This window comes from Pseudoalteromonas sp. PSi26 (genome assembly GCF_054960575.1).
Window position 1 is genome coordinate 44576 of record NZ_JBHNYT010000022.1, and the last position, 9794, is coordinate 54369.

Genomic DNA, 9794 nt, shown 5'->3' on the forward strand with positions numbered 1-9794 from the left:
GCCAGTTGTTGGCCTCTTTTTATATAGCGCAAGATTACTTAAGCATAAAGGATTCAATAGCGCTAAGGATACCTTGCTCGCCTAAGCCCATTTCATCGTGCATTTCGTCTTGCGTGCCGTGCTTAATAAACTCATCAGGAATACCTAGGTTAAGTATTTTAACATTGGCCTGTTGGCTAGCTAAGTATTCGTTAACCGCAGAGCCTGCACCTCCGGCAATGGCGTTATCTTCGAGGGTAACTATAACATCGTGATTTTTAATAATGTCGTTTAGCAGAGAGGTATCAAGTGGCTTTATAAAGCGCATGTTAACAAGTGTTGCATTAAGTTCAGTTGCAGCAAGTTGTGCGTTTTCAAGCAATGTACCAAATGACAAAATGGCAATCTTTGAACCTTCTTTTACTGTATTTGCTTTACCAATTTCGAAAAGTTGCATATCGCTCTGAATATCTGCCGTACCAGCGCTTCCGCGAGGGTAACGAATAGCAACCGGGCAATTAGCTTTGTAACCGGTGTACAACATTTGGCGGCATTCATTAGTATCGCTAGGTGCCATAATAACCATATTAGGAATACAACGCATAAAGCTGAGATCGTATGCGCCTTGGTGTGTTTCGCCATCGGCACCCACAATACCTGCTCGGTCTATGGCAAATAATACGGGTAAGTTTTGCAGTGCAACATCGTGAATTAATTGATCGTACGCGCGTTGTAAAAAGCTTGAATAGATAGCAACAACAGGCTTTAAGCCTTCACATGCAAAACCTGCGGCTAGAGTTACTGCATGTTGTTCAGCAATTGCGACGTCAAAATATTTATCAGCATGTTCTTTTGAAAAGCGCACCATGCCCGAGCCTTCACGCATGGCAGGAGTGATAGCCATTAACTTATCATCTTGCTGCGCCATGTCGCATAGCCAGTCGCCAAATACTTTTGAAAAAGTAGGGGCGCCCGGTTTTGATTTAGGCAAGCTAGATGTGTTTGGATCAAACTTAGGGACGCCGTGGTAACCAATAGGGTCGGCTTCAGCTGGCTTGTAACCCTTGCCTTTTTGCGTTTTTATATGAAGAAGTTGTGGACCTTTTAAATTACGCATATTACGTAATGTATCAACCAGCATGTTTACATCGTGCCCATCAATTGGGCCAATATAATTTAAGCCAAGTTCTTCAAAAAACGTACCAGGGATAACCATGCCTTTAAGATGTTCTTCCATTCTGCTGGCAAGTTCTTTAACAGGCGGTACGCCAGACAGTAACTTTTTACTTCCTTCGCGAATGTTGGTGTAAAAGCTACCAGATAGAATACGCGCAAAGTGGTTGGTTAATGCGCCAACGTTTTCTGAAATCGACATTTCGTTATCATTTAGAATAATAAGCATGTCTGATTTTACATCGCCTAAATGGTTCATCGCCTCAAATGCCATACCCGCAGTAATAGCGCCATCACCAATAACTGCAACCGTTTTACGTCCTGCGCCTTCTTTTTGCGCTGCAATTGACATGCCCAAAGCTGCAGAAATTGAGGTGCTAGAATGGCCAACACTGAATGTGTCGTAGTCACTTTCATCCCTAAATGGGAATGGGTGCAGACCATCCTTTTGGCGAATAGTATGCATTTGGTCGCGGCGACCCGTTAAGATTTTATGCGGGTAGGCTTGATGCCCAACATCCCACACTACACGATCTTCTGGTGTGTTATATACATAATGAAGTGCAACTGTAAGCTCAACTGTGCCTAAACCAGACGCTAAATGACCGCTACTTTGCGATACAGAGTTAAGTAAATACTCTCGTAGTTCATTGCTAAACTCGGGAAGTTTATCTTGCGCTAAGTCTCGTAATTGAGCTGGTTTGTCAACCAAGTTAAGTAATGGATACTTGCTACTATCAAGTGTCATGGCTTTTTTATATCCTTCGATCACATTCGCTTTCAAATGGGAGTGAACAACGAATGTTAAGTAATAATGTCAGTGCTATTTGCAATACGCTTAAACTGTGACTAGTGGTCACGTTCAATAAGGTAATTTGCCAGCGACGCAAGAAGCGTGGTATCTGCATCAATAAGTGCTAACGCTTCGTGGGCTTGTGTTATTAAATTTTGCGCCTTTTCTTTAGCGCCTAGCATACCTAATAACGCCGGGTATGTCGCTTTATTCGCTTCTATATCTGAGCCTTGTGGTTTACCTAGTATAAAGGTGTCGCCTTCCACGTCTAAAATATCGTCGTGTACTTGAAATGCCAGCCCTATAGCATACCCAAAAACGCTTAAGTTTTCTAAAGTTTGTTCATCTGCTTTTTCACTGCACAGTGCACCTAGTGTTATCGCACAGTTAATTAGTGCACCGGTTTTTAACTTATGGATGCGCTCAAGCTCTTGTACAGAAACAACTTTGTCAGTTGCGGCAATGTCTAAACCTTGTCCTGCCACCATCCCTTCAATACCTGATGCATGTGCAAGTGCAGCAATCATTTTTACTTGTGATTGGGCTGAGCAATTAAAGTTATGTGTGGCTATAAGTTCAAAGGCGAGAGTTTGTAATGCATCACCCGCTAAAATGGCTTGCGCTTCACCATATACAATATGACAAGTGGGGTAGCCGCGGCGTAAATCATCATCATCCATAGCTGGTAGGTCGTCATGTACTAATGAATAACTATGAATGCATTCTATGGCTGCAGCCAAAACGTCTAAGTCACTTTTTTTAGCGCCTAGCATTTCACCAACAGCGTACACCAAAAAAGGGCGTAGCCTTTTTCCACCATTAAATAAACTGTAATGAGTGGCTTCTTTTATTGTTTTATCACTATCGAGCGGTTGTTCAAAGTAGCTATTGAGTGTAGTAGCTACATCTATTTGAGCACGTTCAATATAGTCTTTTATGCTCACAACTATTCCATATCATTATTAAAGTTTGTAAGTGCTGACTTTTCGCCACTGCCCATTAGGATAGATACTTTTTGTTCTGCTTGCTGTAATTTTTCAGATGACGCACCAGCGAGTGCAATACCACGCTCGAACTGCTTTAATGATTGTTCAAGCGATAAATCACCTTGTTCCATTTCACTAACAATTGTTGATAATTCTTCTAGTGCTTTTTCGAAACTTAAGTTTTCAGGTTTTTTAGTCGCCATCTTTATTTCAGCTTGCATGATAAATTTAGGAGCCAATTTTAGGGGGAATGCTAAACTAGGTCAAAGGATGATATGAGTTTTTTACATTTAGCACGATTAATCGCGTGTCAATCAGTGTAATTAGTCAGGAAAACTCGATAATTAGGCAGAGCGTCTAACTTGATATAAAATAATAAATATAACTTTTATGTTTATTTACAAAAATGACTTAAGCAATTCAGTATGTTGCCGATAAGCAGTTAATAATAAAAAGTTTATGATAAGGCATTTAAACATGAAATCTCTGGAGGAAATGTGGATTTAGCAACCATAATAGGGATCCTAGGCGCAATAGGCTTAATTGTCATGTCTATGTTTATGAGTAGTAGCGGTGAAATGGGCATGTTTGCCGATGCGCCTTCAAGTGTAATTGTATTTGGTGGCTCGCTGTTTATTGTTTTATCAAACTTCACTATGTCTCAGTTTTTAGGGATAGGTAAGGTAGTTGGTAAGGCATTCATGTTTAAAATTGAGTCGCCTGAAGAGTTAATAGAAAAAGCAGTAGAGCTTGCGGATTCTGCTCGTAAAGGTGGCTTTTTAGCACTCGAAGAAGCAGAAATCCCAAACCCATTTATGCGTAAAGGCGTTGACATGCTTGTTGACGGTCATGACGCAGATGTTGTGCGCGCTACACTTCAAAAAGATATTTCTCTAACCACCACCCGTCATGAACTAGGTGCTGGCTTATTTAAAGCACTTGCCGACATAGCTCCCGCAATGGGAATGATTGGTACATTGATAGGCCTCGTTGCCATGTTATCAAACATGGACGACCCCAAAGCGATCGGACCTGCAATGGCCGTGGCACTATTGACCACCCTGTATGGGGCATTTTTGGCGAATGTAGTAGCAATTCCAATTCAGGTAAAACTCGAGCTGCGTAAAGACGAAGAAGCGATGAATCAGCGTTTGATTCTTGATGCTATTTTAGGAATTCAAGATGGTCAAAACCCCAAAGTTATTGAAGGTATTTTGAAAAATTACTTGGCTGAGTCTAAACGTAAAGTTGATACCGAGGAGTAACCATGTCTGATGAAGAGTGCAAATGCCCGCCCCCCGGTTTGCCTGCTTGGATGGGTACATTTGCTGATTTAATGTCGCTATTGATGTGCTTTTTTGTACTCTTATTGGCATTCTCAGAAATGGATGTACTTAAATTTAAACAAATTGCAGGTTCTATGAAGTTTGCTTTTGGTGTGCAAAATAAAATTGAGGTTAAAGATATCCCAAAAGGGACATCGGTTATCGCTATGGAATTTACCCCAGGTAAGCCAGAACCTACACCTATTGAAACTATTCAACAGCAAACCGTTGAAATGACCCAGCAAATGCTAGAGTTTCAGGCTGGTGATGAAAGTTCAGCGGGCGGCAGGCAAGAACAGCGAGGCGATAAACGTGGCGGTGAATCTAGAAGCACCTCACAAGAGCAGTCATCAGAACAAGCAATATCCGCTGCAGATCAAGAGCAAACAAATGAGCTAGTTAAAAAAATAGCGCAGCAGTTAGAAAGGCAAATAATAGATGGTGCCATAGAACTTGAATCATTAGGTCAGCAAATTATTATTCGTATTAGAGAAAATGGCTCGTTTCCTTCGGGCAGTGCTTTTTTACAACCTAAGTTTAAACCGATTATTCAAGACATTGGCGAACTTTTAAAAGACGTACCAGGTGAAATTACAGTATCAGGGCATACAGATGATTTTCAGGTATCAAATGAGTTATATGTAAATAACTGGGATTTGTCGTCTAAGCGTGCAGTGGCTGTTGCTAGCGAATTGCAAACAGTTCAAGGGTTTGATAAAACACGAATGATGGTTGTAGGGCGAGCTGAAACTCGGCCGCTTGTGCCTAACGAGACAAATGAAGACCGACGCCGGAATCGCCGAGTTGAAATATCTATATTACAAGGTAAGGCAAAAGAGTCTGACCCTATTGATGTGAGGTAATGCTCAAATTATAAAGCTGGGCTTAATTAGTAGCCCAGCTTTGAGTTTTACAAATTATTACCAGTATCTATCTATTGAACCGACAATAAATCAAAAACTCCCCCTCTTTAAAATAGTTATGCTAAACTACTGTTTATATAACCAGTTGTAGGCTAGCGCATGAAACTCTACATCGCAGAAAAACCATCACTTGGACGTGCAATTGCAGATGCGCTCCCAAAACCACATAAAAAACACGACGGTTACATTGAAGTCGCCAATGGTGATTGTGTCTCGTGGTGTATTGGCCATTTGTTAGAACAAGCTGAACCAGATGATTACGATACACGCTATAAAAAATGGCAATTAGAACATCTCCCTATAGTACCTGAGCAATGGCGGTTAAAAGCTAAACCTAAAACTCGTAAGCAATTAACTATTTTAAAAAAACTAATTAAACAGGCATCAACGTTAGTTCATGCTGGCGATCCCGACCGTGAAGGGCAGTTACTTGTAGATGAAGTGATAGAACAAGCCAAAATAAGCAAAGCTAAAAAGCAAGGTATTCAGCGTCTACTTATAAGCGATTTAAACTTAGCTGCAGTTAAAAAAGCGCTTGGTAGTATGCACTCTAATCGGGAATTTATTCCACTAAGTGTATCAGCACTTGCACGTTCTCGAGCTGATTGGCTTTTTGGTATGAACCTCACTCGGGCTTATACTTTAGCGGGACAAAAAGCAGGGTTTGGTAATGTACTCTCAGTTGGGCGCGTACAAACGCCAATTTTGGGTTTAGTGGTAAATCGTGACACTGAGATAGCTAATTTTATATCAAAACCATTTTATGAGGTGCTAGCTAGTTTAGTTACTCCTGAGAAGCAGGTATTTAAAGCAAAATGGGTACCGAGTAAAGCTTGCGAACCTTATCAAGATGAAGAGGGGCGAGTGCTAAATAAAGCATTGGCCGAAAACGTGGCTTCGCGTATAACTAATCAAACAGGAGAGGTGACATCGCTTGAACAAAAACAAAAAAAGCAAAGTGCACCTCTACCTTATAATCTATCAGCACTGCAAATAGATGCAGCAAAGGCATTTGGTATGGCTGCCCAACAGGTGCTTGATATTTGCCAAACACTTTATGAGCGCCATAAATTAATTACTTATCCTCGCTCAGATAATCGATATTTGCCTAAAGAACATCATTTAGATGCACCTTCAATTTTAAAAGCAATTGCAACTAATGACGGTCAAAAAGTGGAGTTAGTAAATGGTGCAAATGATAAGCAGCGCAGTAAGTGCTTTAATGACTCAAAAGTAGCTGCGCATCACGCTATAGTACCTACGGCAAAGCAATTAAAGTCAGCTAGCTTAGCCAAGGATGAAGCAAAAGTGTATCAGCTTATTTGTAGACATTATTTGATTCAGTTTTACCCAGACTATATTTATAACGAAACTAAAGCAGAGGTGACAATTGCTGGTGGGTTATTTAAAGCCAACGCTAAACAAGAAGTCAGTTTGGGGTTTAAGGTATTAATGGGTAAATCAGAATTAAAAGAAGAGGCTACTTTACCTTACCTTGAAAAAGGGATGGACCTGCTATGTACACAAGGTAATGTAGTAGAAAAGCATACTTCACCTCCCGCTCATTTTACTGATGCAACTTTACTAGGTGCTATGACGGGGATTAGCCGTTATGTAAAAGATCCACATATCAAAAAAATATTAAAAGATACTGATGGTTTAGGTACAGAGGCTACTCGTGCAGGCATTATAGAGTTGTTATTTAAACGGCGTTTTTTAAAGCGTGAAGGCAAAATAATTAAAGCTACTGAAACAGGTCTTGCATTAATTAGTGTTTTGCCTGAAGGTTTAGCAAGTCCTGACTTAACAGCAAAGTGGGAGGCGAGTTTAGGCAGTATTGCTCAACAAGCAATGAGCTACCAACAATTTTTACAACCGCTGCTGGTGGAGCTTGAAGGCTTTGTAATGCAAGCAGCTAATTGCGATAGCCATGTATTTTCAAAACTGCCCCAAACACCGCCTAAAAAGCGTTTTGGCATGCGCAGTAAAAAAGCACCATTTAAAAAATCTAATTATAAAAAGAGCTCAACAACAGTTTAATGGCTGAGCCCTTAAGTGGGATTTATTTTGTATTAAATAATGCAACTGCCGCATTACTCATGGCTTTTATACCAGTAGGTAAAGCTACTTTATAATCTGGTGCAAATTTACTTGAGTGCAATGAAGGGAGTGTTTCGTTGTTTTTTATTGCTTTTGCGTATTGCTGTTGATTAACACCGCCTAACCAAAATAATGTAATTGGGATATTTTCGTCGGTTCGGCCATAAAGACCAAAGTCTTCACCTGCCATTACGGCTTGGGTTTCAAGTACGTTTGTATCGCCTATCGCATTTTTAATAGCACTTCGTACTATATTAGTTTGCGAAGGATTATTATAAGTAGATGGAATTGATTCATCCTCATGAACTATAACAACAGGGTAATCACTTTCATCAAGCCCTGCGCTTTGCGCAATACCTGCGGTTATGCGTTTTATTGCAGCAATTTGCGCATTGCGTACATCTGGGTTGTAACTACGCAGTGTAAGTTGCAGTTTCACTTCATCAGAAATAACATTATGTTTAGAGCCGCCATGTATAGAACCGACTGTTATAACAGATGGTTCTAAAGGTGAAAGTTCGCGACTTGTAATCGTTTGCAAAGCAAGTACTGTGCGCGCAGCAATAACTACCGGGTCAATAGTGGTATGAGGGTACGCGCCATGGCCGCCTTTACCTTTTATATTAATATCAACAGAATCCACACTTGCCATGGTATATTCATTTTTCATAGTTACTTTACCCGCAGGTACACTGGCACTAACATGCAATGCAATAACGTGGTCGGGCTTTGCGTATTTACTAAATAACCCTTCATTTAGCATCGCTTTAGCTCCACCTCCAACCTCTTCTGCAGGTTGTGCAACCATCATTAATGTACCTTTCCATTTATTTTTATGAGTAATGAGTTGCTCGGCAGTGCCTATAAATGAGCTCATATGAATATCATGGCCACAGCCATGCATAACACCAACTTTTGCACCATGCTCGTCAATAACTTTTACAGTTGAAGCGTAGGGTTTACCTGTTTGCTCGGTGATAGGTAAGCCGTCCGTATCTGTGCGTATCATAACTGTTGGGCCATTGCCATTTTTAAAAATACCAACAACACCATACCCACCTACATTTTCTGTAACCTCAAATCCAAGCATATTAAGCTTGTTAGCTATTTTTTTACCTGTATTTTTTTCGCTGTATGAAAGTTCTGGCGATTGATGTAAATCGAGGTAAAACTTTTCAATACTAGGCATTGTTTTGTTTAGGTCTAGGTCAAGTCCTTTAGCTTGCAAAAGCGGAGCTGCAAATAAAAATGCAGCGCTAAGGTAAGATAGTTTCATGATTTGCCTCATTAATTGATTATGTATGCCGAGTGATTTAGTTATACGACTTGTATTTATTATGTTAATCACCATATAAAACCCTAAATAGATAAGTATGGCAATCAATTCAATGAGTAATATAGTAAGTATTAATGCACAAAACCTTCAGCAGGTCCTTGGGGAAACATCACAACAAAAATTAGTATTACTTAACTTTTTCTCACCTCAAAGTCCTGACTGTATTGGGCAGGCTGCAATTTTAGATAAAATAGCGGCTGAATATACAAGCCATATAGTAATAGCGAATTTAGATTGTGATGTTGAGCAAGCACTAGCTTCACAATTAGCACAACAGGTTGGCTTACAAACGCTGCCTACGCTTGTGCTATTAAAAGACTCAGCCCCTGTCGATTTGCTTGCAGGTACTCAAACTGAGTCACAAATACGGGAAGCCCTATCTAAGCACTTACCTGCTCAACAGGATCTGCTATTAGAACAAGCTAAGCAGGCGCTACTTAAGTCAGACCTCAATGCAGCGTTTAATTATGCAAAGCAAGCATACGAAATAGATAATACTAATGTACGTATTAAATTAGTGCTTGCAGATATTTGTATTCAAATTCACAAATTAGATGAAGCTCAAGCATTAATAGAAACGATTGACTCGCAAGATCAAGATGCGTACTTCAATAACATTAAAGCAAAATGCGAAGCTGCTTTAGATGCAAAAGATTCTCCAGAGATACAACAAAAGCAAGAGCAAGTAGATAAGTATCCGAACGATTTAGAACTTAAAGAAGAGCTCAGTGCTTTACTAAACGAAGCAGGAAGAAAAGAAGAGGCTTTAGAAGTGCTATTCAAAGTACTACAAAAGGACCTTAACTATAACGAAGCTAAACCAAGCTTTTTAGCTATAATAGCTTCTCTACCAGATGGCGATGCGCTCGCAGCTAAATATCGTAGAAAGCTATACAGTATTTTATATTAAAAGCTGACTATAAGTTCGGCTAAATAAAAGCACCTTTATTAAAGGTGCTTTTTATTGATGACTATTAAATGTTGAAGCTGAGAAGATAAGCTTAAAAAGTAAAGTTATACACAGGGTTTTGTGAGTAACTTGTGTTTAGGGTGTGCGCTTGCTTTGGGTGCAATTTAAATCGCTTTTTTAGCTAAAAAAGGCTTGCGTTAAATTCGCGGCTCCCTATAATGCGACCCCACTGAGACGGCAGAGCAGGCAACGCTTAAGCTGCAGGCAAG

At 40.1% G+C, this 9794-nt stretch carries 8 protein-coding genes; 4 read left to right on the plus strand and 4 right to left on the minus strand.

Annotation, left to right across the window (positions count from 1 at the left end; genetic code table 11):
- Positions 1 to 34 precede the first annotated feature (34 nt).
- From dxs to ACFI34_RS17840, 3 genes are all read right to left on the minus strand, one after another.
- Positions 35 to 1900, minus strand: a complete 1866-nt coding sequence (dxs, locus tag ACFI34_RS17830) for a 1-deoxy-D-xylulose-5-phosphate synthase (protein ID WP_462674456.1) — start codon at positions 1898 to 1900, stop codon at positions 35 to 37.
- 101 nt (positions 1901 to 2001) lie between these two features.
- Positions 2002 to 2889, minus strand: a complete 888-nt coding sequence (gene ispA, locus ACFI34_RS17835) for a (2E,6E)-farnesyl diphosphate synthase (RefSeq protein ID WP_006794261.1) — start codon at positions 2887 to 2889, stop codon at positions 2002 to 2004.
- Between the two features lie 2 nt (positions 2890 to 2891).
- Positions 2892 to 3134 carry an exodeoxyribonuclease VII small subunit gene (locus ACFI34_RS17840; RefSeq protein ID WP_462674457.1) on the minus strand — a complete coding sequence of 81 codons (243 nt, stop codon included), beginning with the start codon at positions 3132 to 3134 and terminating at the stop codon, positions 2892 to 2894.
- A gap of 294 nt (positions 3135 to 3428) precedes the next feature.
- On the opposite strand from ACFI34_RS17840, the gene pomA reads away from it, so the two are divergent.
- The 3 genes from pomA to ACFI34_RS17855 all read left to right on the plus strand — a co-directional run bounded on the left by pomA (position 3429) and on the right by ACFI34_RS17855 (position 7219).
- A complete protein-coding gene (gene pomA, locus ACFI34_RS17845) occupies positions 3429 to 4196 on the plus strand; it encodes a flagellar motor protein PomA (RefSeq protein ID WP_008132143.1) in 768 nt (255 codons plus the stop codon).
- A 2-nt stretch (positions 4197 to 4198) separates the two neighbouring features.
- Positions 4199 to 5119 (plus strand): flagellar motor protein MotB, encoded by a 921-nt coding sequence (locus ACFI34_RS17850; RefSeq protein ID WP_006794258.1) that lies wholly within the window; start codon positions 4199 to 4201, stop codon positions 5117 to 5119.
- 159 nt (positions 5120 to 5278) lie between these two features.
- On the plus strand, positions 5279 to 7219 hold the full coding sequence (locus ACFI34_RS17855; protein WP_462674458.1) for a DNA topoisomerase III: 1941 nt from the start codon (positions 5279 to 5281) through the stop codon (positions 7217 to 7219).
- Positions 7220 to 7241: 22 nt separating this feature from the next.
- On the opposite strand, the gene ACFI34_RS17860 is transcribed toward ACFI34_RS17855, so the two are convergent.
- Positions 7242 to 8555: a M20 metallopeptidase family protein gene (locus ACFI34_RS17860; protein WP_462674459.1), complete on the minus strand. Its 1314-nt coding sequence runs from the start codon at positions 8553 to 8555 to the stop codon at positions 7242 to 7244.
- A 112-nt stretch (positions 8556 to 8667) separates the two neighbouring features.
- Here ACFI34_RS17860 and ACFI34_RS17865 point away from each other — a divergent pair, with 112 nt between their 5' ends.
- The gene (locus tag ACFI34_RS17865; RefSeq protein ID WP_462674460.1) at positions 8668 to 9525 is read left to right on the plus strand and encodes a tetratricopeptide repeat protein; all 858 of its coding nucleotides are present in this window, start codon (positions 8668 to 8670) and stop codon (positions 9523 to 9525) included.
- Positions 9526 to 9794: the final 269 nt, after the last annotated feature.

Bases quoted from the DNA above. Each gene is read 5' to 3' on its own strand.
- ACFI34_RS17840 (WP_462674457.1), bottom strand. From the start codon at position 3,134: ATGGCGACTAAAAAACCTGAAAACTTAAGTTTCGAAAAAGCACTAGAA.
- ACFI34_RS17850 (WP_006794258.1), top strand. From the start codon at position 4,199: ATGTCTGATGAAGAGTGCAAATGCCCGCCCCCCGGTTTGCCTGCTTGG.
- ACFI34_RS17860 (WP_462674459.1), bottom strand. From the start codon at position 8,555: ATGAAACTATCTTACCTTAGCGCTGCATTTTTATTTGCAGCTCCGCTT.
- dxs (WP_462674456.1), bottom strand. From the start codon at position 1,900: ATGACACTTGATAGTAGCAAGTATCCATTACTTAACTTGGTTGACAAA.
- ACFI34_RS17855 (WP_462674458.1), top strand. From the start codon at position 5,279: ATGAAACTCTACATCGCAGAAAAACCATCACTTGGACGTGCAATTGCA.
- ACFI34_RS17865 (WP_462674460.1), top strand. From the start codon at position 8,668: ATGAGTAATATAGTAAGTATTAATGCACAAAACCTTCAGCAGGTCCTT.